General features: G+C 55.4%; 12 protein-coding genes and 1 pseudogene. 7 read left to right on the forward strand and 6 right to left on the reverse strand.

Annotated elements, in window-relative coordinates:
- Positions 1–5: 5 nt before the first annotated feature.
- Positions 6–1,379 carry a C10 family peptidase gene (locus BN3659_RS03230; protein WP_091534531.1) on the reverse strand — a complete coding sequence of 458 codons (1,374 nt, stop codon included), beginning with the start codon at positions 1,377–1,379 and terminating at the stop codon, positions 6–8.
- Between the two features lie 636 nt (positions 1,380–2,015).
- Here BN3659_RS03230 and BN3659_RS03235 point away from each other — a divergent pair.
- Together BN3659_RS03235 and BN3659_RS13610 are read left to right on the forward strand one after the other, a co-directional pair.
- Entirely contained in the window at positions 2,016–3,923 is a 1,908-nt protein-coding gene (locus BN3659_RS03235) for a RecQ family ATP-dependent DNA helicase (RefSeq protein ID WP_091534532.1), read from the forward strand.
- Positions 3,924–4,525: 602 nt separating this feature from the next.
- Positions 4,526–4,648, forward strand: a pseudogene (locus BN3659_RS13610) (hypothetical protein); the annotation flags it as partial.
- Positions 4,649–4,729: 81 nt separating this feature from the next.
- On the opposite strand, the gene BN3659_RS03245 reads toward BN3659_RS13610, so the two are convergent.
- Genes BN3659_RS03245 through BN3659_RS03260 form a run of 5 tightly spaced genes read right to left on the reverse strand, consistent with a single transcriptional unit; the run spans position 4,730 to position 12,011 of the window.
- Positions 4,730–6,205: a hypothetical protein gene (locus tag BN3659_RS03245; RefSeq protein ID WP_091534533.1), complete on the reverse strand. Its 1,476-nt coding sequence runs from the start codon at positions 6,203–6,205 to the stop codon at positions 4,730–4,732.
- A complete protein-coding gene (locus tag BN3659_RS12775) occupies positions 6,198–6,725 on the reverse strand; it encodes a hypothetical protein (protein WP_141682474.1) in 528 nt (175 codons plus the stop codon). Before BN3659_RS12775 ends, BN3659_RS03245 begins: the two co-directional genes overlap by 8 nt.
- A gap of 6 nt (positions 6,726–6,731) precedes the next feature.
- On the reverse strand, positions 6,732–10,448 hold the full coding sequence (locus tag BN3659_RS03250; RefSeq protein ID WP_091534534.1) for a BACON domain-containing protein: 3,717 nt from the start codon (positions 10,446–10,448) through the stop codon (positions 6,732–6,734).
- A gap of 17 nt (positions 10,449–10,465) precedes the next feature.
- Complete coding sequence (locus BN3659_RS03255; RefSeq protein ID WP_091534535.1) at positions 10,466–11,368, reverse strand: DUF5683 domain-containing protein; 903 nt, start codon at positions 11,366–11,368, stop codon at positions 10,466–10,468.
- A gap of 1 nt (position 11,369) precedes the next feature.
- A complete protein-coding gene (locus tag BN3659_RS03260) occupies positions 11,370–12,011 on the reverse strand; it encodes a hypothetical protein (RefSeq protein WP_091534537.1) in 642 nt (213 codons plus the stop codon).
- A 789-nt stretch (positions 12,012–12,800) separates the two neighbouring features.
- On the opposite strand from BN3659_RS03260, the gene BN3659_RS03265 reads away from it, so the two are divergent.
- From BN3659_RS03265 to BN3659_RS13430, 5 genes are all read left to right on the forward strand, one after another.
- Positions 12,801–14,252, forward strand: a complete 1,452-nt coding sequence (locus BN3659_RS03265) for a DUF4099 domain-containing protein (RefSeq protein WP_091534539.1) — start codon at positions 12,801–12,803, stop codon at positions 14,250–14,252.
- A 1-nt stretch (position 14,253) separates the two neighbouring features.
- Positions 14,254–14,472, forward strand: a complete 219-nt coding sequence (locus BN3659_RS03270) for a hypothetical protein (RefSeq protein ID WP_091534540.1) — start codon at positions 14,254–14,256, stop codon at positions 14,470–14,472.
- 29 nt (positions 14,473–14,501) lie between these two features.
- On the forward strand, positions 14,502–16,610 hold the full coding sequence (locus tag BN3659_RS03275; RefSeq protein ID WP_091534542.1) for a type IA DNA topoisomerase: 2,109 nt from the start codon (positions 14,502–14,504) through the stop codon (positions 16,608–16,610).
- A 143-nt stretch (positions 16,611–16,753) separates the two neighbouring features.
- Complete coding sequence (locus BN3659_RS03280; RefSeq protein WP_091534543.1) at positions 16,754–17,203, forward strand: DUF1896 family protein; 450 nt, start codon at positions 16,754–16,756, stop codon at positions 17,201–17,203.
- Positions 17,190–24,368, forward strand: a complete 7,179-nt coding sequence (locus BN3659_RS13430; protein ID WP_253181052.1) for an N-6 DNA methylase — start codon at positions 17,190–17,192, stop codon at positions 24,366–24,368. Before BN3659_RS03280 ends, BN3659_RS13430 begins: the two co-directional genes overlap by 14 nt.
- The last annotated feature ends 528 nt before the right edge of the window (positions 24,369–24,896 follow it).

Here is a 24,896-nt window from a genome sequence, read left to right on the forward strand (position 1 = left end):
AGTTCTTACAAATTATAATACATGATCCATGTGTCTCGTGTATAATCATTGGGTTCGCCTTGGGATTCTCGGTCGCCCTTTTCCGGATTTTTTCCGATTTTGTTTACGTTACCGAGCGTGTAGTAATGATAATATCCGTCGCAAACTCCGGCCCAGCCGTAATTGCAATGATAGTATTGGATCGACTCGTAAGACGTGGACCCTTTCGACGGACCGGAAACCGCAGTTTTCAGACGACGTTGTACAATCGCCCCGTCCACGACCCATGCATGCCCGCCTCCTCCGCTTTTCTGACCGCGCATGAATGTCGGAAGTCCTCGGTCGATGACCATTTCCTTGACTCTGCCGCACGTTTTTTCAGAATAAGTATGATAGTCCACATCTTTATACAAAGTCTTCATAAATTGTTCGGCCTTACTGTACTTGGCACTGCTGCTTTCAAGCCCGTAATCCATGTTGACTTCTTCGCCGATACCTCGCAGAAAAGCTGCGATGGCAACTACTTCGTTGGTGATTGCAGAGTTCTTGTCGTAATACGTTTGTTCTTTTTCGTCATACATGGAAATATCGTTGAATATGGCGGGCCATTTGACAGCCCATCCGCCGATGAACAGAGGATACGGCGTAAGATTGTCGGGATAGTATTCATTATAATAATTAGTTGCGATAATCTGTCCCAGAGCTACCGCAACACAGCCTACCTTACAATGTACCCCGTTATGCAGGGGCGCATAATAATTGTATGGATAACCTTGCCCCCACTTCATCTTGCAATAGGGTCCTTTTTTATCCGCAAACTCCCACGGACCGTAAGACACTTCGTATGTAGGAAATATGCTTGCCAGCGAGTCGTACTTATGGATTCCTCCGATGCGTTCGATCAGATAGTCTCCGATTTCGGGCACGACGGGCGGGGCCTCCACGCCGTCGTACTGTCCGTTCGCCGCGGCAGCGAGCTGTTCGGGGGTCAGCGACCCACGTTCCGTAACTGCGATCACGGATTCGATGCGGTCGTCGGCCCCGAGGATCGCATATCCCTCTCCGTTCTGGAAGTTGGCGATGTAGACCAGATCGCCGATTTCTGCCGCGGCGGCAGCGTCGTGCCCGGCGCGTGTGGCGCGAGCGAGCGCCGAAGCCCCGAGCGCTTCGACCGACGCCACTCGGCGCGCTCCGCCGCTGCGGGTTTCGGGTCCGTCGATGGCCTGCAGCAGTTCTTCCAGCTCTCCGAGCGCTTTTTCGACCGGCACTTTGTGCGGATCGGCAGCGGCCGGAGGGTCGTCGGGACGGGGATCGGACGGCAAATCGGCAGGGGGATCGTTCGAGCAGGCGGCGAGCAGCGCCGCGAATAGCGCCAATAAAAGGAATCGAATTGTTTTCATAAGGCGTGAATTTTAGAGGGTCGGTAAAATTCGAACGGGGATCGCCGCACGGGCCGGCACCGGACTTCGCTCCCGTCGTTCGTAAGTAAAGTTACGGATAATGGATGAGAAATGAAAACTTTTTGCCTGTTATTTTTTCCGAAGCGTCTGTTCGCGGGACGAACCGGCCCGTGCGCGTCATCGGGCCGCGGGCCTTCGCAGCCGTCCGACACGGCATCCGTTCGGGGAAGAGAGATCCGCGTGTGTCGGCCGCCGGACGGCCGACACGACAAGACAAGACAGGACTGGACAAGACTGGACAAGACTGGACAAAACAGAACAAGACTGGACAGGGCAAGGCAAGGCAAGGCAAGGCAAGGCAAGACAAAGCAAGGCAAGGCAAAACAAGACGAAACACGACACGAACGAGGCAGCTCCGGAATCAGACCGCAAGGAGCGCTCTTCCGCTGCTTGCCCGTTTCGTTCGGATTCGCTATTTGCGACCTCTTCCGGCTGCTCCGTCCCGGCAAAAACGAATGAAATTCGCTTTTACGCCGGACTTTCCGTATCTTTGACACGGCCTTAGACACAGAATGCGCCCCGAGCAAGCCCCCGACCGATTTGGCTTGCCGCCCGGCTTTCACTATCTTTGTCGGAATGGAAAAACCCACGAACGACATACACGCCCTGCTCAAACGCTACTGGGGCTACGACACGTTCCGCCCCATGCAGGAGCGGATCATCCGTTCGGTGATGGACGGGCGCGACACGCTGGCGCTGATGCCCACCGGCGGCGGAAAATCGCTCACCTACCAGATTCCGGCGCTCGCAGGTCCCGGGCTCTGCATCGTTGTTACGCCCCTGATCGCCCTCATGAAGGATCAGACGGACCGCCTGCGGGCCAAGCGCATCCCCGCCGCGGCCATCCACTCGGGACTGTCGCCGCGGCAGATCGACATCGCCCTCGACAACTGCGCCTACGGCGACACCAAGTTCCTCTACGCAGCTCCCGAACGCCTCGCCACCGAAGCATTCCGCCTGCGCGTGCAGCGCATGAACGTGCGGCTGCTGGCCGTGGACGAAGCCCACTGCATCTCGCAGTGGGGCTACGATTTCCGCCCCTCGTACCTGCGCATCGCCGAACTGCGCAAGCAGCTGCCCGAGGGGGTTCCCGTGCTGGCGCTCACGGCCTCGGCGACGGAGGCCGTGGCCGAAGACATCATGCGGCAGCTCCGTTTCGCCGAGCCGCACGTTCTGCGGAGCAGCTTCGCACGGCCCAACCTCTCGTACAGCGTCCGCCGCACGGAGGACAAGAACGGACAACTGCTGCGCATCGCGCACAACGTCGCGGGTTCGGGCATCGTCTATGTCCGCACGCGCGAGGGCACGGAACAGGTCGCCGACCTCTTGCGCAACGAGGGGATCGCAGCCGCGGCCTACCACGGCGGCATGGCCCACGCGGAACGCTCCGCACGGCAGGAGGAGTGGCTCTCGGGCAAGGTGCGCGTGATGGCGGCTACGAACGCCTTCGGCATGGGGATCGACAAACCCGACGTACGGTTCGTGGTCCACTACACCCCGTGCGACTCGCTGGAAAGCTACTATCAGGAGGCCGGCCGTGCGGGCCGCGACGGCGGGCGCAGCTACGCCGTGCTGCTCGTCTCGCCCGACGACGAAGGGCGGATCGTCCGGCGCTTCGAGGCCGAATTCCCCCCCATAGCGAAGATCAAGGAGATCTACTCGAAGATCTGCTCCTACCTCCGCGTCGGCATCGGCGACGGCGCCGAAGCGTCGTTTCTGTTCAACATACACGACTTCTGCGCACGCGAACGCTACTACACCGGCACGGTGCAGAGCGCGCTGAAACTCCTTCAGCAGAACGGCTACATGACCCTCACCGACGAACAGGAGAACCCCGCACGGGTGATGTTCTGCGTCAGCCGCGACGACCTCTACAAGGTGCGCGTGCAGCGCGACGAGCTGGACCACTTCATCCGCACGCTGTTGCGTCTCTACGACGGCGTCTTCGTCGACTTCCGCCCCATCGACGAAGGTCAGCTGGCCCTGTGGAGCGGCTACACCGTGGAGCGCGTCAAGGAGCTCCTGAAACGCCTCTGGCAACTGCGCCTCATCCGCTACATCCCCTCGAACCGTTCGCCGATCCTCTTCTTCAACGAGGAACGGCTCCCCGAAGCCGACCTCTACATCGCTCCCGAGACCTATCGCCTGCGGCAGAAACTCATCCGCGAACGGTTCGAGGGGATGCTCGCCTACGCCGCGAACGATGAGGAGTGCCGGAGCGTCGTGCTGGAGCGCTATTTCGGCAGCCCGGCCCCCGTGCCGTGCGGCGTCTGCGACGTGTGCCTCGCCCGCCGCCGTGCCGGCAGACGCCCAGCGGCCGACCCGGGCGCGATCCTGCGCCTGCTCTCCGCGGGTCCGCTCCATCCCGCGGAGCTCGCCGCACGCATCGGCGGGAGCGCCGACGCCGCAGCAGCAGCCGTGGAGCGACTGCTGGCCTCGGGCGAGATTTCGACCCTGCCGAACGGAAAACTGACGATTAAATGAATGTATTTTTCGGATTCGCCCCGTACATTCCGGTCCGGCGAAACCGAATGAAACTTCGTTTTCGCGCCCGGCTTTTCGCATTTCGGCTGCGCCTCGGATACTCCGTCCGGGCAAAACCGAATAAAATTCGTTTTTGCGCCCGACTTTTCGTATCTTTGATGTAGTCTGTATATGTTTAATTGACTACGAGCAGATTATGAAGGACTCGCATGAGATAAGCTAACGGATAAGAAAAAGGGAAGTGTTCGGGGACACTCTATTTCTCATGCTTTCAAATAACTCTTCTGCGACAAAGATAAGAATAAAAACTGAGAATTAGAGCGAATTGGGGCAGAAGGTTGAAAACAATAGATTTAGAGAGGAACGGACTGCGCTGTCGAAGCCAAACTGAAGCCATCGAAAAGCCAATAGAAACCGGAATTACGTTACTAAATCGTTACCGCATCTATTTCCGAATAGCTTTTCAGCTTGTTGCGTTGGATCTACCAACAACAAATAACTCTATTCAACGTATTAACCTTAAATTTATTAGAGTTATGGCAAAAAGCACTTTCAAAGTCCTGTTCTATTTGATACATCAATCCGCGTAGAATGGCAAAGTCCCCATTATAGGGCGTATCACGACCAACGGCACGATTTCGCAATTCAGTTGCAAGTTATCCGTTGCTCCCGTATTCTGGGATACGAAAGCCAAAAAGCCTCCGGCAAGAGTGGCACGGTATTAAGAAAAGCTGGAAAATATAAGCAACTCACATTTAAGCTAAAAGCACAAGGGATAGCATTGCCATCCCTTGTGTTTATATTGTTTAATGAATGCGAATAACCTTAGCTGCCGTTTGTTTGAACTGCGGCATGGCGTTTCCGATGGGCGCTCCGATATAAGTAGGATCGCAAACAAGGTATTTACGATCGTCAAGCATAAGATAGTCTCCTGCAATCTCTTCACCGAAAGATACCGCAGTAGCCAGATGGTTCGGATAATGGAGCAACACGACGTCCAATCCGAGCAGGTCGCGCACCAAAATCGAATAGAAAATCGCGCGATCCTCGCAGTCCGAATAAGGGTAATAGAGCGTTTCGTCGGCGAAAAGCGGTCGTTCGTACCCGAACTGCTCCTCATCTGTTTTATACTCGAAAGCCGTTTGTACGAAATCGATCAGCGTATTGGCAGCCTCCGATTTCGATTTTCCGGCAATACACCGGCGCAGAACGGGATACAACTGCTCCTTTGCCCATGCACTCAACGAACTCCGAGAATATAAATCCCATCCGATACGGGGGTATTCGTCGTAAAAGTCGATCAAATTACGGTTGGTTTTAACGATAGCCGAAATGTCGGGATAACGTTCTGATGCGAACCGACGCGGTTCGGAAGGACGGATCGCCAACAACGGTTCCGTAGTAATTTGCAATGAGAAAAACTGTTCTTTCGGAAATTCGCGGTCGAAAACGTGAAATGACTGCTGCCGTACGGTTGGGTCTGCCACGTAATAGCGGTGTCCGTCGACGGTCAAATAGGGCATTTCATATATATCGTCTTCGGATGGCAACAACAACACGAGCCGGTCGTCGGTACGGGCAATACGCACTTTATATCCCGATTGAGTCAGAATATACATTTGCAACAGACGAGCTTCGTTCCGTTCCGAATCTGAAAAAAAAGCGGTTGCCATACATTCGACCAAACGCATGTAACCCCAGTCGCAAAGACGCAGCCGGTCGCGCCATGCAAGGCATTCGGCGACGATCGTGAGATAAGCATCCGACGACAATCGTGTCCACGCATCGGCCACCGCATTTTCATTGATATTTCGCAATGTGAAATGATGGCCTGCATCGAGCGATACCGTACAGGGAGTGCCGTAAAACTCGAATGCGAATGACGGCTGTACGGGCCGTTCCGGTACCGGTAGCGGAACGACCGGCTGCGGGGGCCGTACGGGATCGGGACTCGGGATCACGTTGTCGAATGGAATCGGGTCGTTCGACGGCCCTGCATTCGGGTCTTTTACCGCCGGTCGCGGCGGCTCGGGACGGTCGGGAACCGGCTCGGCAGGCTGCGCATCGAACTGCGGCCATGCGCGACGCATATATTCCGCAAATTCGGCATTTACGCGGTCGCGGTACTCCTTAAAATCTCGTTGTTGCTGTTTCTTGTAGTTATTGAAATCGGACAATGCCTGTCGTTTGTATTCTTCAAATGACTGAGCATGGATTTCAGATATACTGACAAATAGGTACCCTAATAAGGCAATACCTACCCTTATATTACGGCTACTCATACGTTCCCACATTTACGCATTCATATTTAAACTCATTAGACGATTTCAGTATGTGACCGGATGCATCTTCCCGTTCAATACAATGATTCCGATATTCATGTTGCGATCGTGTTTTATTCCTTTCCGAATCCTCTTCATACGTAACAATCAACACGATATCCGTTTGTGTCTCTTTGTCCGTTTTTAGAGATGATGAGATAAATTTATAATTTATTAAAGTTCCACGACCAATGGAGATCGTTACGGTTTCTTCCTCTTCATCCATAATATCGGATAGTATTTGGAAACGGCAGGTCTTAATACTATTCACTGTTGTAATTTTTTCACGATCTTTTTCCGTGGATTTACCTACATGAACAGCGCTACATGTGATATATCGGCAAAGAGCATCCATAAACGCCTCTTGGCGACGTATCAATGGGTCGGAGTTCTTAGAAACTCCGACCCAAAGAGATGTATCCTGTGCATGCAGTTGCTCTGTAAAAATCGCTAAACCGACGAATAATAGAAATTTTTTCATAACGCCTTACTCTAAAACCGGACAAGCATAGCCGTCGATCGTTTCGTATTTCCAGCGTTTATAGGTCGTTGTACCAGAATTGGACGAAACCCAGCTATTCAACAATGATACGATATCTGTTGAATTTCCTTGCAAGAAACATCCAGAGGTAGTACGTGTGTACCAATGTGTTATGTCATAAGATTTATCATTCTCTATCGCATATTCTTGTCCAATGTTATTGGCCACATCATATAACCAATATGTCGTTCCTGAAAGGAACATCCCGCTATCGCTATCTTTAAAGTTGTAACCACCAGAGGGGTAATCAAGAGAATAATGTCCACATATTGTGCAATTTGAATTATTGATGCAATTAAACACATTCACGATTGTTTTAAAGTAGAAATAATTACCATATCTATTGTTGTGCGCGCAGCAATATAATTTAATTCTTCCACAGATGCCGCCTCTATTATTACCCGTTATATCTCCGCAATTGAAAGAATTAGCAATTGAAGTTGTTAATCTCATTGATGATGCCGCCATATTGCTCCCAGTATAAATAAGTTCAACACTACCAATGATTCCTCCTGCATCATCACCTGAAATTATACCGAAATTAGAACAGTTTTGGATTCGCCCACAATCAAAAGTTCCGGAAGATGCAGATTTTGAGCTCTCAGCAACTATTCCCCCAACTATTCCATTTCCACTAATTGAACCATAATTTATACATCCGTCAATAATTCCGTTGTCCGAATTAGTTGCAACAATGCCCCCTGTAATCACGTTATAGCCAGTTGACTGAATTTTGCCTTTATTTGTGCAACTTTCAATTTTTCCAGAATTAGACAAGCAAATACCAGCGATATTATTACTGTTTGATGTTATAAAACAATTGTTGACACAATTTGTTATTGTTCCAGTATTTGTAAGACATATACCAGCATTTTGCGAAGTCCCACTAATTTGAATATTCATCACGGTTCCACTTACTGCAGAAAAAATTGATGACGTCACTCCAGTCAAAAGCATATTATTACCATCAAACGTACCCGCAAATGTTCCAGAGCGCGACCATGCATGGTTGTTCAGCCCAATATTGGTTGTCATCTTAAAAACAACTCCTGAATAAGTTGTTCCCGATGATACTCGATCCAATAATAATCTTAGTTGATCTGCCGAATTGATGATGATGGGATCGCTTTCCGTTCCCATGCCGCCACCGAATTTCGTAGCCACCGATACACCGTCCCAAATGTCGATATCCGTATCTGTCGTCGTAAACGATGCGTCGTCGCTGTATCCCGTTCCTTTCGAATTGATTGCATAAGCCCGCACATAAACCGTTGTCAGCAAAGGCAGATCTTGTAATTTCGTTTTGAATGAATTACCAACTTCGCAGGGGACTTTATTGTCGTATATGGTCGGATCGGGATTGGTCGCCCAACAAAAACCGCATTCGGTTATCGAGGCATTCCCTGTTTCCGCAACCGTTGCCGAAGCATAGGCGGTCGTCCGGCCGACGTTCTCGATGACAACCGGACTCAATTTCGGAACGGTGACGGCCAACGTCGTAAATTCCGCCTCTTTGCTATAGGCGACTCCCATTGCATTTTTGGCATAGGCGCGTATATGATAGGTCGTACCTTCTTCCAATCCGGTAATATTTTTCCCGAGTTCGGCCGAAGAGGGATCGCATGCAATCTTCGCCCCGCTTTCGACGGTCGGAGCGGCACCTTTCGAATAGCAGAATCCACATTCGGAAATGGCCGAATTGCCGTCCGATTCGATTTTGCTGACGACGGTCGCACTCGTCGTCTGAATATTGGATACGGTTATTTCTGTCAACGACGGAAGTGCGACTTCTTCGGTCGTTGTAAATTGTTTTTCATTACCGTAAAATACATTGCCATCCGAGGTTCGAACATAAGCCCGAACATGATAGTTCGTTTCTTTGGCCAATTCGGTAATCCGGCATGAAAAGCGATCTTCCGCTCTCGTAACGTACTCCGTGCGCGTTTTAACCGAGGACGGAATCGACCGGGAAACCAAAGCCGACAGTTTGTCATTGTCGGCAACCGTATAATTGTCTTCGACTGTCGGTGCCGATTTCGTACTCCAGCAAACACCTCGCTCTTTTATCGTATGCCCTCCGTTGTCGGCGATGACACCTCCGCAGGTCGCTGCGTTATGGACGATCTCGGTGACATCGGAAGTTGTCAGCCGAACATCGTTTTTTGCAGTCGTAAATACATTCTCTTCGCCATAAGCAGTTCCCTTTTCGTTGGTTGCATAAGCTCGTATATAGTAAATCGTGTGAGATTCCAATCCGGTTATTTCACTGGAGAACGCCATTGTCTCCGTCGCTTCGCCGAGATTCGTGTATTTCCCTGTCTGTAAGGTCGGCTCCGCTGTTTTGCTCCAGACATGGCCATAGGCTGTTACCTTACCGACATTGCCCAACGACGTGATATTGCCTTTGGCTACGGCTGTAGTACTCGTGATTTCGGTAACGGCTCCGCTCGTTACCGACGGTAAAGTCGGCAATCCGGCAGTGGTGAATGTCAGTTCCTTTTCACTATATACGATACCGACGTTGTTTTCGGCATAAGCCCGAAAATAATATTTCGTATCGGATTTCAGATCGTTTGCGACACTTTCGAACGCTGTCGGCGCCGTGCAGTCTCCCAAATTGGAATATGAGTCTTCGAGTGTTGGTGTAGGTTGTTCGCTCCAGCAAAATCCGTATTTCGTCACTTTCGAACTTCCGACCGATACCATCGTCCCGTGCAATACCGCGCTATTGTAAGTTGCATCGGTCGCATTTTCGACCGATACCGTAGGTTTCTCATTTACGGCGACCTCCATTTTTACAGGAACGACGACGTTTCCTCCGGAGACGGAGAACGAGATCGTCGCATTATACTTTCCAGCAGATAATCCTTCGCGTGTAACAATCGCCTCCAAGTAATCGGTTTTTGTTACCGACCCGGATTCTTTATTCAATACCAACCATTCGTTAGACGATTCGACCGTATATTTCAAAGTCCCGGAACCTGTATTTTTCAATGTCAGTTGTATGGAATTCGTAAGCGATCCGAAGTTTAACTCTTCGGGTTCGATTTCGAGATTCACACTTTCTACGGACATAGAAACGGGTATTTTTTGGCTCCCTCCGTTCGAGGTGACAACGATCATTCCGTTATAATCACCGCGATCCATTTCCGTACGCGAAACCGTAACGACGACGGGGGACGATTCTTTATTGGTCGTTCCGCTGACGGGGGAACAGGACAGCCATGCGATATCCTCGTCGATGTTCCATTGTAAAGTTCCTTTTCCCGCATTGGTGATGTCGATAGCAAGCGTTGCGGTTTCCTCCCCGAAATCCAATTCTTTAGGCATTACATTCAAAATCGGAGTGATCGGTTCCATCGAAATCTGGACGTTCGATGCCGTACCGGCCTTTACGGAAACTTTTTGCGTCTGACTGACATAATCGTCTTTGGTGAAAGTCAGTGTATATTCCTGTGGGTCGATATTATCGAACAGGAAATTTCCTTCTGTACCGGTCACTTGGGACGTTCCTCCCGGTGTCAGAGAAACTTTTACGCCGGCTAACGGTTCCTTCGTTATTTCATCGGCGACAGTACCGGCGATACCGCCGAAAGTATCCACTTCGCTCTCGCTACATCCGAAACAAAGCAAGACCAACAAGAAAAGAGAAAGGCGTTTCATAAGATGATGAATATCCGTTAAAAAGTAACCGCTGCGATCATTCCGGCACTACCGTCCGGCATCACGGCCGGTACAAAAGAGTATGTTTGTCCATTTCCATTTCTTCGATGGACTACGATACGTCGTGCTCCGGGAGCCGCTATCGCATCGATTAAATTATAGACGTAGAGTGCGGCGGCGGCTCCGATGCAAATATTGCGTGCAGTAGCGAAATGGTCGGCTTTGGTCGAATAAGTTTTTATGTGATTTATATTGTGTGTTTGGGCTATTTTCCGGGCATAGTCCGAACGCTGGCTTTCGGTAAAGACGATTCCTGCCGCTAATGCCGCACACCCCCCGAGGATCAGGCCGCCCTTGAGATTGGCTCCTTTGTGGAATTGGCCCCAGCCCGGAATGATCGCCGACCGCCACAGTCCACGGGCGCCGTAGCGGGTTGTCAGTTCGATATTATCGAACAAAGGGGCCTTGCCTAATTCGGATTTGGCATAGAGTTTCGTCAGATAATAATTCCCCGAACGATCCCGTTCCCAATATTCGGCAATGTTTTCGACGTGCAATTTTATCGCATCGTATTGGGCGTGTGTACTCGTGTGGCTATCGTATTCTACTCGTTCCGTTAATTTGCCGTTATTCCATATTTGGGATAAGCGTTCCGAAGATTTATTGTCGGAAATCGCTACAACGCCATTTTTCAATCCGGAATTAGCAATCAACTCGGCAAGACATTTTTCGCGAGCATTATCCAGCGAAGAGGCCGAGGCTGAAACCGTTTCGTACATAAACGATGAATTACTCGGTTTTGGGAGTTTATGAAGCCACTGCGGTTTGATTTTCTCCGACGACCGATATTGAGCCGATGCCGTTTCTCCCAAAAGAAACAGCATCGACGCATGGATCAACAGAATTACGAAATGCTTCATACTACTCCTGTATTTGCTTCTTCTTATATTCTTCAAGCCCTTCGGCCATCTTCTTCACGAAACGATCTCGATCGTACTGCAATTCGATGATGCCGTCACGGTCGAGGGTATTGTTAAGATTCTTTTCGAAATCGTTTTTATTTGTCCGTATTTCGAGACATACATATACTTGGATGCTGCCATCGGCCAAATCATAAATAGACGTTTTGAGAATTCGTGTATTTTTAATCTCTTCGGCGACAAACTGCGTCATAACGGACTCTCCGATTGTCCCCGCCGATTTTTTCAAATTCTTATTTGCATTCTGCTCGTAATCCTGCGCAGCCCCTTCTACCGCTACTTTTATCATAGCAGCAAGTCGGTTGCGGGCATCCCGCTCTGCTTCGTTTAATGCAGTTTTTTCAACATAGGATGTGGCTGTTCCGTAGGCTCGCAGGTTTTCTGCATCCGCTTGTGCCAATTCGATACACGGTTCGGTTGTGCGAAGAGTACGTGCAGGACGCTGCGGTGCAGTTGCCTGTTGTTCCTGTTGTTGTTTCCATTGTTGATACTGATAGTCGGATGAGGTTGTTTTCTTCGATGCACCGCAAGAAACGGTCAAAAAAGATGTCGCGAAAACGATAAAAAGATGAAAGGATTTCATAGTAAAATTGATATTAGGGTTAAACAAAAATTTCAATTTTACCGTCCGGCTCCTATACGGTGGGTTGATACAAAAAGAAAGTGTGGAGTCGATTTCGTTTATCTAACGGAAGGTTCTGACAAAACCCAAGGGAAAATAAACGAATACCCCACACTTGAATAGATATGGAACCCATGAGCAATGAAAATGCCCGATCGCATATATCTAAACAAGAAATGAGTGCTGTTCGTAGCCCTTTCCCTTTGAAAATTGTCAGATTTTCCGTTAAGGACGGTGCGAAAACACTTTCTAACAATATGTCTGTCGATTGCTCGACAAAACAAAAGTAGAAAATAATTTTCACATAGAACAACACTCATGTAAAATTCAGTGCAAATTTCCGCAAAACAATTTTTTATTCCAAGTACAGAAACCCTTGAAATGCAACTTTGTTATTTCCGATGCAAAAAGATCATGCTTTGTTTGGTAAAGACGGGCAATCTTGTTCCGCTCCCTTATGCGGGAGCGTCATTCTTCCTGCACATACACTACTCATACCGACTGTTCAGGCGCATGGCAGGGACGAATATCCGGACAATATCCGCGGCGGAAGGTAGTGTCCCGGGGCGGTCGAAACGATAGTCGTTCCGACCGTTCGTCGTTTCCGCATTTTGCCCGTACCGACGCCAACCTCTTCCAACACCTGTTCCAACCGAGACAACGGGGGCGGCCGGTCTGCCCGGGCCGTTCGCAGGCGGGTTAAATTCGTCCCCTGCACCGCTATTGGTGCTAATCTAATATTTCGCAAAGATGGACGAAAAAGTAAAGAACGACGAGAAGAAGGTAATGCTCGTCAGGCAGACCGGAGAAGGTCAGGAGGGCAAGCTGAAGGCCGTCGGCAGTATCGACGAAGACGGAAACATCGAGACGCTCGACCCCACTGCGGCGAATGTCGCCAAACTGTTCGACGTGAACACGAACCAGCCTGCTCTGGAGGCGTTTTTCACCAAATTCATGGAGCAGTCGCAAGACCCTGTAAAAACGGGTATCTCGGAGATCTTCATCATGGCCGAAAGCGTGCTGGACAAACTCATCAAAATCGACCTCGATCCGCAGCTGCTCGAAAACTACCGCGTCGATCCGGCCGAAGAGCTCGCAAAAATGGAACAGCAGATCGCGGTTCCCCGTTTCGAGCCTATGGATATTTCGAGAATCGACACGGCGGATATGGAGCGCATGGGCATCCGTATGGAAGACCTCGAACCCCATTTGAAGGCGATGTCCTACGGGCACAAATCGCACGGACTGATCGAAATGCGGCCGGAGAAGGAACCCGGCGGCATGCGCGTCACCACCAAAGGGCGCGTATCGCTCGAAGAGCAGGCCGACGGCTCGCTGAAAGTCGTGCCGCACTACTATCGGGAGAAGTGCGACCTCGACGCGCCCTTTCACAACGTGCTGCTCGACGACGAGGCCAAGCGCAACATCGCCGAAACCCGTCATGCAGGCAAGGTGATCGACCTGGAGCTGGAGCCGGGTAGGATGACGCCCTGTTACGTTTCGCGCGACAAATGGACAAACGAACTCGTTGCGATGCCTGTCTCGGAGTTCGAGAAACGCGCATCGATCAAGAACGCCGACCTCTCCGAGGGTGAACAGCTCGACTTCTACTCCGGACGTAAAATCCTGCTGAAAGGCTATACCACCCGTTCCGGTTACAAACGCGATGCTTACATTCAGATCGACGCCTCGGAGAGCAATATCGAGTTCGACCACAGCGGCCTCGACAAAAGGCGCTATCAGGAGCACAACCGAGGGGTATATGCCGCCAAACGTTTCGAGCAGGGCAACCCCCTGCCGGAAGGCCCGCAGGCCATGTTCATTCCCAAGCGGGTGTTCGGGGTGGAGCTGCCCCAAGAAGCCTACAATCAATGGCTGGACGCCCTCAATTTCCCCGAAAAGCGCAAAGATGTCAAAGCGACTTATTTGCAGGGATTGCAATTCCCCGGAAGCCCGGAACGTGCGGATCGCTGGGTAAAACCCGATTACGAGGCCGGAAAGATCAAATCGTACCGTTGGAACCCGGATTACTCGCGCAAACAGTCCTCCTCGCAGTCGCAGGCTCCGGCTCAAACCCCGTCGAACGAGCCGTCCAAGCAGACCGAAGGACAGCCGCAGAAACGGCAGTCCAAACGCGAAGTGCGTCAGGTCACCCCGCCGAAGCCTCAGCCGAAGAAGTCCAAGAGCGTGGGAGGTCTGTAACATGTTCGCGGCCATTCTGATTATCATCGCGGCCTCGGTGTCGCTCTCCGTCGTGATCCTGCTGATCCTCTATTATATCGGCAAACGCCCCGATGCGGAACGGACGCAGGACGACGACAGCCGGTATTACGACGAGAACGGCAACCACCTCTACTACGACCGCAAGCTGATCGCCCGCCTCGAAAAGGAGAAAGAGCGGGCGGCGCAGCAAAATAAATAGCCACTGAAAACATCCGAAAAACCGAACGAATGAAAGTCATCATAGCAGAAAAGCCCTCGGTAGCACAGCAGATCGCCGCCGTCGTGGGCGCTACCGCCCGTAAGGACGGCTATATCGAAGGGGGCGGCTACGCCGTCACATGGGCCTTCGGCCACCTCGTAGGCCCGGCCATGCCGGAAGCCTACGGCATCGAAGGGTTCAAGAGGGAGAACCTTCCGATCCTTCCCGAAACCTTCGTCCTCGAACCGCGCCGCGTCAAAAGCGGCAAGGAGTACAAGCCCGATCCGGGAGCCGTCAAACAGCTCGCCGTCCTCAAGGAGCTGTTCTCCCGCGCCGAACGAATCGTCGTGGCTACCGACGCCGGGCGCGAAGGCGAGCTGATTTTCCGCTTTATCTATCACTATCTCGACTGCAAGACGCCCTTCGACCGGCTGTGGATCAGCAGCCTCACCGAGCGGGCCATCCGCGAGGGGTTGGCAGCCATACGTCCCGGCAGCGAGTACGATGATCTCTACCTCTCGGCCCGTGCCCGCTGCGAGGCGGACTGGATCGTGGGCATCAACGCATCCCAAGCTCTCGCCATCGCCGCCGGACGCGGTGCATGGTCGCTGGGCAGGGTGCAGACCCCTACGCTGGCGCTGGTGTGCGGGCGCTATCTGGAAAACACCTCGTTCACGCCGCAGACCTATTTCCGGCTCAAGCTCCACACGGCCAAAGACGCTACGGCCTTCGCCGCCCTCTCGTCCCCGAAATTCGACACGAAAGCGGCGGCGGAGGAAGCCTGTGCCACCGTCCGGGGCAGCGACGGCGTAAAGGTTACAAAGGTCGAACGCCGCCATGCAACCGAGCAGCCGCCGCTGCTGTACGACCTGACTTCGCTCCAGAAAGAGGCCAACACGCGGCACGGCTTCTCGGCCGAAAAGACGCTCGGCATCGCACAGGAGCTTTACGAAAAGAAGCTCGTCACCTATCCCCGCACGGGGAGCCGCTACATTCCGCAGGACGTGTTCGAGGAGATCGCCCCGCTGCTGGCCTCGCTCTCCGGCCATACGGGTTTCGGCCATCAGGCCGCCGACCTGTCGGGCGGAGAGCTGAACCGCCGTTCGGTGGACGGCAAAAAAGTGACCGACCACCATGCCCTGCTGATCACCGGCTATACGCCTGCGGGACTTGCGGCGGACCATGCCAAAATCTACGATATGATCGCCGGGCGCATGGTCGAGGCGTTCTCGCCCGCGTGTCTGAAAGAGATCACCTCCGTCCGTATGGAGTGTGCGGGCATCCCGTTCGAGGTGCGCGGTACGGTCGTAACGAGTGCCGGATGGCGCAAGGTATGGGGCGAGCCGGAAGAGCGTACGGAGGAGGATGCGGCGGCTCTGCCCGATCTCGCCGAGGGGGATATGCTCGCCGTGCGCGGATGCGACCTCGTGGAAAAGCAGACGCGCCCCCGCCCGCTGCATACCGAAAGCAGCCTGCTCGCGGCAATGGAGACCGCCGGCAAGGAGCTGGAAGACGAGGCCGAGCGCGAGGCCATGAAGGATTCCGGCCTCGGAACTCCGGCCACCCGTGCGGCGGTGATCGAAACGCTCTTTTCGCGCGAGTATATCAAACGTGAAAAAAAGTCGCTCGTGCCCACCGAGAAGGGCCTCGCCGTGTACGGCATCGTCAAAGATATGCGGATCGCCGACGCCGCCATGACGGGCGGCTGGGAGCTGGCCCTTGCGAAGATCGCTATCGGGGAGATGAACGCCTTCACCTTTCGTAAAGGTATCGAAGTTTACGCCTCGCAGATCACGTCCGAACTGCTCAAGGTGCAGGTCGGGGCGGTCGCCGGGCGTACAGGCGCTCTGTGTCCCCGCTGCGGGGGCCGGGTGACGTTCTACCCGAAAGTAGCCAAGTGCGAAAATGCGGAGTGCGGCCTGACCGTATTTCGGACGATAGCGAAAAAGGAGCTTACGGACGGCCAGCTGGAAGCCTTGCTCGTCAAAGGACGAACGCCGACGATCAAGGGCTTCGCCAAGAAGGACGGGGGCACGTTCGAGGCCGCCGTAGTCTTCGACGGCGATTACCGCACCGCGTTCGCCTTCGAGCAAGGCGGCAAGCCCCGTAAGCCGGGTGCGGCGAAAGTCCGGAAATAATCCTTATCTTTGCCGCTGGACGACTTGTCACAGACGCTTTCGGCGTTCGGCAGGGATGTTCAGTGGCGGCGCTTCGGGTGGGAACCCGGAGCGCCTTTTCTTCCTTCGACCTTTGCGTTTCACACCACTGAACAATCCACATCATGCCGAACGATCATCATAACGCCCCGCAGACGGGGTTATCTTATTACGGCCTTTCGCTGCTCTCTTATCTGCGGGAGAGCCATCCCGACCTGGCGGACGATGCCGACTTCATCCGCACGCGGGCGCAGTCTGCGGCCGAAACATACAGCCGCATCATCCGCAGCGGAGGCTCCCGCATCGAAGCGGCCGAGGAGGCCGACGCCGTACTCTACCGGGGGCTTCATTTCTCGCTATACAGTACGCTCGCAAACGTTATCCGCAGCGAGTTCGCGGAGGACATTCCCGAAGAGGATGTCCGCGAGGCCGCCCTCATCCTCCTGCCGCAGGCCAAAGAGGTCGCCCGAAGCTACGAGCTTACGGACGACTTCGCCGCCACGCCGCAGTACGAGCGGCTCTACACCGAACTTACGGGAACCGTTCAAATCCTGCTCGACAATGGCGTACAATAAGACCGAACACCTGCGCCGCAATATCGAAGCGATCCGCACGGCCTTCGCGCTGGAGAGGGAACAGCGGGCGGCCACGCCCGAAGAGCGGGATGTGCTGCGTGCGTACAGCGGCTTCGGAGCGATCAAGGAGGTGTTGGAGCCGCTGCCGCACAAAAAGGAAACGGCGCTCACACCTCTGATCGAAGAGCTGCACGCCGTGCTGAAAGAGAACACCGGCGGCGAGCGCGAGTACAAACGCTATCTGGACGGCCTCAAAGCTTCGGTGCTGACGGCCTTCTACACACCGGAACCCGTGACGGACGCCATTATGCGGATGCTCTATAATGCGGGCGTCGTTCCGGTGCGTGCACTCGAACCGAGCGCCGGGACGGGGGCTTTCGCGGAGTACCTGCGCCGTTATAACGAAGAGGCCGAGATCACCTGCTTCGAGAAAGACCCGCTGACAGTACTTATCCTGCACCGCCTGCATCCCGACGATACGGTGCGGGTGCAAGGCTTCGAAACCATAGAACCCGCCTACGAGGGGCACTTCGACCTGATTACGAGCAATATCCCATTCGGGGACGTTTCGTTGTTCGATCCGGCGTTCTCCTCTTCGCGCGATCCGGTGCGCCGGCAAGGCGCATGGGCGATACACAACTATTTCTTTATGAAGTCGGTCGATCTGGTGCGCGACGGGGGCCTCGTCGCCTTCATCACCTCGCAGGGCGTGGCCGACGCGGAGCGCAATCGACCCGTGCGGGAGTGGCTGATGGAGCGGTGCGATCTGGTCGCGGCCGTGCGGCTGCCGAACAACCTCTTTACAGACCATGCCGGAACGGAGGTGGGCAGCGACCTTATCGTTCTGCAAAAGAACTCGGCCGCCCGCCCCCTCTCCGAGCGGCAGCGGGACTTTATCGAAACACGCACGCTCTCGAACGGCATTACGGTAAACAACAGCTTCCAATCGCTCGACCGCGTGGTGCAGACCTCGGCCAAAGTGGGCACGAACCCTTACGGGAAACCGGCGATGGAGTTCACCCACGCCGGAGGCGTGGAAGGCATCGCCCGTGCGCTGGCGGATATGCTCGCGGAGGATATGGAGCGGCATTTCAACCGGGAGTTGTACGAAAGCCATGCCCCGAAGACCGCTCCGCGTCAGTACAGGGAATGGCAGACGGAGACGGTAAGTCCGCGACAGGCGCACGACGACATCGGACAGGCACGGAATACGGAGCTGTCCGGGCAAACGGCATTGCGGCAACACGGGAACCGAGAGATCGCACGGGAAATTCCTGCGACGGAGCGTAACAGCATCGGGCAGGAGCAAGAAATAGAATTATCCGGCCAGACAGTCCGGCAGCAGACGCGGCAGGCAGCACCGTCCGCGGCGCAGGCTCCGGAAACTACGGCCGGTATATTCGACGACGAGCCGCCGTACCCTCCCGATCTCGATCCGTTCTGGCAGGCCATAGAAGACCATTGGTTTCCGGACGAGGCCGAGGCGAGAATCCGGACGGAAGAGGCCCTCCGCGCCGAAAGGCGGCAGGCGGAACCTTCATCCGCGCAAACGATGCTCTTCCCGGACGCTCCGGTTTCGCCGCATTCTTCCCGGCAAACCGCCGGATTCCGGCAGCCGGCGACCTCCGTCCCTCTTCCCGAAACAACTCGCGGCGGCGGCCCGCGCCGAGCCGGAGAAGTACTGCAAGAAGTACTTTCCGATCTGCGGCAGAAAGCGGAACGGTATCAGGGCGGCCGGATGCAGGAACCCGCACCTTTCGATGAGCAGCCGGGGCCGTTCTGGCACCCTACCGAAGAGGAGTGGCGCGACCTTAACCGCTGGATGGAAGAACGGTATGCCGTTACGCAGGCCGCCTCCGACGGCTACCGACTCGACCCCGAAACGGGAGAGATGATCCCTATTGAGGATGCCGAAGCGGAGGAAATACGGGACGAAGCGACCGTGCAGGCCGAGGGTGCCGCCATGCCGAACGAATCCCTGCCCCCTCTGCCTACGCAGGAAGCATGGCAGCCTGCCGGGCAGGATTGGGCGGAGTTCGGCGCGTGGCAGGAGGAGCGGGAGAGGCGGTTTATGGAAGAGTACCCGCCCTCGCCGGAAATGTACGGATATGCCGAACCCGCCGTGCAAACGGTCGCGGCAGCAGCCCCGGAGAAGGAGCAGGCAGATACATCGGAGATGCGTCGGGAACCCGTCGTACAGGGTGTTCGGCCGGAAATATCCGAACCTGCGGTTATGGAACCCGCTGCACGGCGGACAGCAGCACACGCCCCTGCCTCGGCGCAAGAGCCGCAGTCCGTGCAGGAAGCGGAACGGTGTGCCGGCAGCACGGTACGCCCGGCCGACGACGGGCGGGAAGAGGCGGCTGCGGAACCCGCTGCAACGGCAGCGCAGGCACGAGCGGCCGGACAACCCTCGCAGGATGGGTTCGCAGGATCGCTGTTCAATGCTTTCGATACGCAGACCGAACCGGAGCCGGTGCTGAACGTACAGCAGGAACCGGTGCTTACGCTCTACGACCTGTTCGGGTTCTCAGCCGAAGAACGCAGTCAGGTGAACCGTCCCAAGAAGCGCGGCCCGAAACCTAAAGGCAAACGACAGGCAGCGGGGATGCCGCAGGTACGACACCGGCCTGCACAACAGGACTCGGCGACTTCTTCTCAGAAGGCGTCCAAGCCCGTACAAGAGGAGGAGCGTCCTCTGGACTGGCGGGAGAGGCTGATGCAAAACCGGCCGCATCAAGAGGAACGACAGCCGGCAGAGGTATCGACCGCCGTAACGGCGGAGCGCTCCGCAGGTACGTCCGCAGAAAATCAACCGAGAACGATAACCGGAAACAGGCAGGATGCGGCGAAGCCTGCGGCAGGGCGATCCGGCGTAGCCGGGCAGCCGCAGGCCGCGACCCGAACGGAATACGGAAGGGAGCGGCCGGAACCGGCACGCAAGGTTCCCGACAGTGCTGCGGACGGCAAATCCGGAGACAGGGCGCAGCTATCGGACGCATTGTCGCCACAGGCCGACCCGTTCGATGCGACCGGCTCTCCGCATCCCGCGCCGGATGCCGCCGCCGTCACAGGGGCCGCTGCGGACAATCCGGCACCCGCAGGCAGTGCGGTACGGCAGGGCGTCCCGTCCGCACGTGTTTCCGGAAAGCGAGCCGAAGCCGCTACGCCGCGCAATACGGCACACGGCGACGAAGCGGCCGAAGACCCGCTCGCACCCCGGCCTTTCAAGGGAGAACGGCCGGAACATTACCGCGACGGGACGCTCATCGTGGATAAAGAGAGCCGTGTAGGATACCTGAGCGACCTGAAAACCCTACGCCCGATGTTCCATCCGCTCGACCTGCCCGAAGAACAGCGGGTGAAAATGTCGCTCTATATCGAGGTGCGGGACACCTATTATCACCTCTACAACGTGGAGGCCGATACACTGGCCCCGCACCCCGCGCTGCGCGTAATGCTGAACAGCCTTTACGACAACTTCGTGGAGCGGTTCGGCCGGCTGAACGAACCGCAGAATATCGACCGGATACGGATGGATCCGGGAGCCGACGAGATACTCTCGCTGGAACGCTACACCGACGGTATCGTGAACAAGGCCGACATCTTCGACCATCCCGTCGCCTTCAATCCGGCGGAGATCGAAAAGACGGACGACGTGCATACGGCACTGGCGGCCAGCATGAACCGTTATGCGGACATTAATATCGAGTATATATCGGAACTTACCGGGGCGAGCGAAGCAGAGGTGCTGGAACAGCTCAAAGGGCGTATCTACTTCAACCCCGACAGCGGGAAATACGAGATCGCCGAACGCGTCATCGCGGGCAACGTCATCGAAAAGGCCGACCGCGTCGAGCGCTTCCTCGACGAGAATCCGGATCACGAGGGCGCACGGGAGACCCTCGCGGCACTGCGAGAGGCTACGCCCAAGCCCATCGCTTTTGAAGATTTGGACTTCAACTTCGGCGAGCGGTGGATACCTACGGGTATCTACGACAGTTACGCCTCGTGGCTCTTCGAAACGGAGGTCAAGATCGGTTACATCGCCGATCTGGACGAGTTCGGCATTACGGCCAAAGACGAGTACAATATCAAGATACAGAACCAGTATGCCGTTCAGGGAGAGTTTCGCCGTTATACCGGGCTGCACCTGATGAAACACGCCCTGCACAACACGATTCCGGACATCACCAAAAAAGCCCGCAAACTGATCGACGGCGAGTGGAAAGAGGTAAAGGTACGCGACGGGGAGAAGATACAGCAGGCCAACATCAAGATCGACGAGATCCGCAGCGGTTTCACGGACTGGCTGTGCGACCAGTCCGCCGACTTCAAGGAGCGTCTGGCCGACATGTATAACCGCAAGTTCAACTGTTTCGTGCGCCCGAAGTACGACGGTTCGCACCTGACCTTTCCCGGCCTCGACCGTAAGGCGTTAGGCATCGAAGACCTCTATCCGAGCCAGAAGGACGCTATCTGGATGGATATTCTGCTGGGCGGCGGTATCGTGGACCATGAGGTCGGCGGCGGCAAGACGCTTATCATGTGCTGCGGAACCTACGAGAAAAAACGCATCAGACTGGTGAACAAACCGATAATTACGGGACTGAAAGCCAATATCCATGAGATCGCCAAAACCTTCTGTACGGCCTATCCGATGGCCCGCGTGCTCTATCCGGGCCGCGAGGATTTCACGCCGAAGAAGCGCGAGCAGATATTCCGGCAGATCAAGAACAACGACTGGGATGCGGTGATCCTCTCGCACGAGCAGTTCGGCATGATCCCGCAGTCGCCCGAAGTCCAGCAGGAGATCTTGCGGGCGGAACTCGACAGCGTAGAACAGAACCTTATGCTGCTCAAAGCGCAAGGCAAGAGCGTGTCGAAACGTATGCTGACCGGCTGCCTCAAGCGCCAGCACAATCTGGAGGCCAAACTGCAAAAGGCGCAGTACGCCCTCGACCATCGCAGGGACGATGCGGTGGACTTCCGCCGTATGGGTATCGACCACCTCTGCGTGGACGAATCGCACAAATTCAAAAATCTGATGTTCAATACGCGGCACGACCGCGTGGCGGGCCTCGGCAACCCCGACGGGAGCCAGCGGGCACTCAACATGCTCTTTGCCCTCAGAACCATACAGGAGCGCACGGGGCGCGATCTGGGGGCGACATTTCTGTCGGGGACGACCATTTCCAACTCCCTCACGGAGCTGTATCTGCTGTTCAAATACCTGCGTCCGAAAGCGCTCGACCGGCAGAACATCCGCACCTTCGACGCATGGGCCGCCGTATTCGCCAAAAAGAGCGTCGATTACGAGTTCTCGGTCACCAACCAGATCGTGCAGAAAGAACGCTTCCGCTATTTCATCAAGGTTCCGGAGCTGGCGGCTTTTTATTCGGAAATTACGGATTTCCGCACGGCCGAGGACATCGGTATCGACCGCCCGCGCAAGAACGAGATACTGCACAACATCCCGCCCACGCCCGACCAGCAGGCGTTTATCGACCAGTTGGTGCATTTCGCCAAGACAGGCGATGCCACCGTGCTGGGCCGGGCACCCCTCACGGAAAGCGAGGAGAAAGCCAAAATGCTGATCGCTACGGACTACGCCCGTAAAATGTCGCTCGATATGCGTATGATCGACCCGGAGCTGTACGGCGATCATGTGGACAATAAGGCGAGCCACTGTGCCGCGCAGATCGCGCAATATTACCGCAAGTACGATCAGCACAAGGGCACGCAGTTCGTCTTCTCCGATCTGGGGACATGGAAGCCGGGAGACGAGTGGAACGTGTACGCCGAGATTCGGCGCAAGCTGGTCGAAGACCACGGCATTCCGGCTTCCGAGGTTCGTTTCATACAAGAGGCAGCCGGCAGCGAGGGCAAACGCAAGAAGATGATCGAAGAGATGAACACCGGACGCATCCGCGTATTGTTCGGCTCGACCGATATGCTGGGTACGGGCGTGAACGCCCAGAGGCGGTGCGTGGCGATCCACCACCTCGACAGTCCGTGGCGGCCCTCGGACTTGGAGCAGCGCGAAGGACGCGGCATCCGCAAAGGCAACGAAGTGGCCAAGCTCTACGCCGACAATCAGGTGGACGTAATCATCTATGCCGTCGAAAAGTCGCTCGACGCCTACAAGTTCGGGCTGCTGCATAACAAGCAGCTGTTCATCCGCCAGCTCAAGCAGAACCGTCTGGGCGTGCGTACCATCGACGAGGGCGGTATGGACGAAGGCAGCGGCATGAACTTCTCGGAATACGTCGCCGTGCTGTCGGGCAACACCGACCTGCTGGAAAAGGCACGCCTCGAAAAGAAGATCGCGGGGCTGGAGAGCGAGCGTCAGGCGTTCGTGCGCGGCAAGTCGTCGAGCCGCAGCCAGTTGGAACATACGCTCGGGGAGATCGAAAAACTCGACGACAAGATCGGGCGCATCGAAAAAGACCTCGAAGCCTTCAGAAGCCGTGCGGAACTCAACGAGGACGGTTCGTACCGCAACCGTATCACGCTGGACGGGGTGGAGAGCAACGACCCGCAGTTCATCGGCAAACAACTGAACCATATCGCAAAAACCGTCGATACGGGAACGGGTGAGAAACGGATCGGTTCCATTTACGGGTTCGAGATCATCGTCAAGAGCGAAAAGAGCATGAAGGAGGGGTTCGAGTCCATTCACAACCGCTTTTATGTGCGGGGAGAGGGAGAATACCTCTACCAGTACAACTACGGCAATCTGGCCGGAGACCCGCGCACGGCGGCGCTCAACCCCCTGCACGCGCTGGGCACGATCGAACCGACGCTGGAGAAATTCCGCAAGGAGCGCACCTTGCTGGAAAAGGACGTGCCCCAGCTCCGGCAGATCATCGAGGGCACATGGCGCAAAGAAGCCGACCTCGCAGCTCTGAAAAAGGAGATGGAACGACTCGACCGGCAGATACAACTCGCGCTCAAACCCGTAGGCAGCGACCGTGACGGCGGAGAGGCCGGAGAGCAGCAGGAGAAGGACGCGCGACGGGAAGCACCTGCCGCCGATGACCTACAACGGCATATTCCCGCACGCCTGCGGCAGATCGCCGATGCCTCCGGCGGATGTATCGTCATCGGGGGCGTGCCGCCCCGCACGGACGATGATTTTTCATCCAAAAAAATCAAACTATAAACAGGAAAGCCTTGCATTTTATCCTTGCAAGGCTTTCCCGTTTCATCGGTTATCGGTGTCCCGATCGGAGTGTTTATTCCTTATCCGAACCAAGCGGCGATGCGGGAGGCATTCGCGCGGACGACCGCCCGGGCCGAGATCGTCGTGCTGGAGCGGCGGTAGCGGCAGGAAAAGCGGCCGGGGGAAGGAGGGCTCCCCCCCCGGCGGTCTCCGGCCTGCCGGGGGAATATCGTCGGGAAGGGTGCCGGGGTGCCGGGCGGAAAACCCGGCGATACGGCACGCCGCAAAAAACCGGAACGTCTCACGACGCTCCGGCAACCTAAAAATAATTAAAACCAAGATAAAACTTGCTTCTGCCTTGTTTGGATCGGTGGCAGACCCGATTGGGGAAAAGGGGGAACAGCTCCGGAGCGGTCGGGCACTCACTCGTCGGCCCCGCCTATGGATGCCGGGCCATTCCCCCGCGGCGGTTCGGCGAACGACCGCCAGAAGAAGGAACCGACCCCGGCGGCGTTGACCGCGGCATTC

The organism is Alistipes sp. CHKCI003 (assembly GCF_900021155.1).
GTDB lineage: Bacteria > Bacteroidota > Bacteroidia > Bacteroidales > Rikenellaceae > Alistipes > Alistipes excrementavium.

What these genes read in the sequence shown, in the direction of transcription:
- BN3659_RS03265 (WP_091534539.1), top strand. Translation starts at nt 12,801, where the DNA reads ATGGACGAAAAAGTAAAGAACGACGAGAAGAAGGTAATGCTCGTCAGG.
- BN3659_RS03250 (WP_091534534.1), bottom strand. Translation starts at nt 10,448, where the DNA reads ATGAAACGCCTTTCTCTTTTCTTGTTGGTCTTGCTTTGTTTCGGATGT.
- BN3659_RS03275 (WP_091534542.1), top strand. Translation starts at nt 14,502, where the DNA reads ATGAAAGTCATCATAGCAGAAAAGCCCTCGGTAGCACAGCAGATCGCC.
- BN3659_RS03255 (WP_091534535.1), bottom strand. Translation starts at nt 11,368, where the DNA reads ATGAAGCATTTCGTAATTCTGTTGATCCATGCGTCGATGCTGTTTCTT.
- BN3659_RS03260 (WP_091534537.1), bottom strand. Translation starts at nt 12,011, where the DNA reads ATGAAATCCTTTCATCTTTTTATCGTTTTCGCGACATCTTTTTTGACC.
- BN3659_RS03270 (WP_091534540.1), top strand. Translation starts at nt 14,254, where the DNA reads ATGTTCGCGGCCATTCTGATTATCATCGCGGCCTCGGTGTCGCTCTCC.
- BN3659_RS12775 (WP_141682474.1), bottom strand. Translation starts at nt 6,725, where the DNA reads ATGAAAAAATTTCTATTATTCGTCGGTTTAGCGATTTTTACAGAGCAA.
- BN3659_RS03235 (WP_091534532.1), top strand. Translation starts at nt 2,016, where the DNA reads ATGGAAAAACCCACGAACGACATACACGCCCTGCTCAAACGCTACTGG.
- BN3659_RS13430 (WP_253181052.1), top strand. Translation starts at nt 17,190, where the DNA reads ATGGCGTACAATAAGACCGAACACCTGCGCCGCAATATCGAAGCGATC.
- BN3659_RS03280 (WP_091534543.1), top strand. Translation starts at nt 16,754, where the DNA reads ATGCCGAACGATCATCATAACGCCCCGCAGACGGGGTTATCTTATTAC.
- BN3659_RS03245 (WP_091534533.1), bottom strand. Translation starts at nt 6,205, where the DNA reads ATGAGTAGCCGTAATATAAGGGTAGGTATTGCCTTATTAGGGTACCTA.
- BN3659_RS03230 (WP_091534531.1), bottom strand. Translation starts at nt 1,379, where the DNA reads ATGAAAACAATTCGATTCCTTTTATTGGCGCTATTCGCGGCGCTGCTC.